The sequence below is a fragment of the Prevotella sp. AM42-24 genome, assembly GCF_003461825.1.
Classification (GTDB): domain Bacteria; phylum Bacteroidota; class Bacteroidia; order Bacteroidales; family Bacteroidaceae; genus Prevotella; species Prevotella hominis.
In genome coordinates, this window is sequence record NZ_QTXV01000163.1 from 1 (window position 1) to 1233 (window position 1233).

At 37.1% G+C, this 1233-nt stretch carries 1 protein-coding gene; it reads right to left on the reverse strand.

From position 1 onward, the window contains the following. Positions 1–430: 430 nt before the first annotated feature. Positions 431–694: a hypothetical protein gene (locus DW917_RS16895; RefSeq protein WP_233524821.1), complete on the reverse strand. Its 264-nt coding sequence runs from the start codon at positions 692–694 to the stop codon at positions 431–433. Between the last annotated feature and the right edge of the window lie 539 nt (positions 695–1233).

Below are 1233 nucleotides of genomic sequence, written 5' to 3' on the forward strand. Positions count from 1 at the left end.
TTTTAAGTTAAAATGGTGTACACTTTTTCTGTAGTAAGACAGCTTTATACTTTTAGACACATAAAACAATCAGATCATTACACTTTTCGACACATGATAATATCGAAAGCTTACACTTTCTGACACGTAATATCAATGCAAAGCTACACTTTTTTACACATACGACCAAATAAACATTGAGTATAACGCGGGATTTTAAGATATTTTAAAATAATAAGAACCATATTGTCCACCCAACGGTGTATATTGCAATAAAGGGTCTATACACCCTTTTGTCGAGGTGTATAGACCCTTGGAACAACCGCAAAGTATGGGTTGATAAATATTGCCAAATTCTTTATTCTCCCATTTGGCTTAGGAGCTATTTTATTCAGTAATCAGTTTTACTTGATTCATCTGTCCATTATCAGCTATAGCTTTTCTTAGCAAATCAATAGTATATTGATTGCAGCCGCTGCTCATAGCCGGCATCTATCACAAACTCATCCTTGGCATATTTCATCTCACAGATATTAATAGCTCCATCAGCACGATCTATCAGCATGTCAATCTGATCTCCTCTCCATTCTGCACCGGTAGCATCCACAAAAGGACGGCAAGACCAGGAATAAACATTCGCCAAAACACCAGAAATACCTAAAGCCTTCTTTCTCTTTGAATATGCGATAGAGATAGGAACGGGAGGAGAAGCCACATTCGGCTGAAATGTTGCCGAAGAGCAGATGAAAGCCAAGCAGTATGCCGAACCTTTCAAGGCTGATAAGCGCAAAGTGATAGCCCTTGCCATAGAACTGGATGATATGGGAAAGGGATTGGTTGATTGGAAGGAAGTATAATTTTACGACAAGGGTCTATACGTCACCTTTTCATCGTGGCATATAGACCCTTGTCGGTTAATGTTCGTTGCGGGCAGAACTTTTTCTAACTGTACGGTTGAAACGGGCTTCCATTATTTAGACTTGTGACACACCCTCTTTAGTATTATTTGACTAATAATGATGTTAATTTCATTCAAATATTTGGCGTTATCAAGATTTTGCAGTATATTTGCATCCAAAAGAATTTAAATGTGAATCAACTGGTTAAGCAATTATTAAATTAGAAAATATTTTATCATTCTTTTAACTATAGTAGCCCTTTGCGGTATGGATATTTAAAACAGATGATTATGAAACAGGTAGAAGAAAGATACATCAGCTTGCTGACCGACTTCGGCTTCAAGCGAATTTTTGG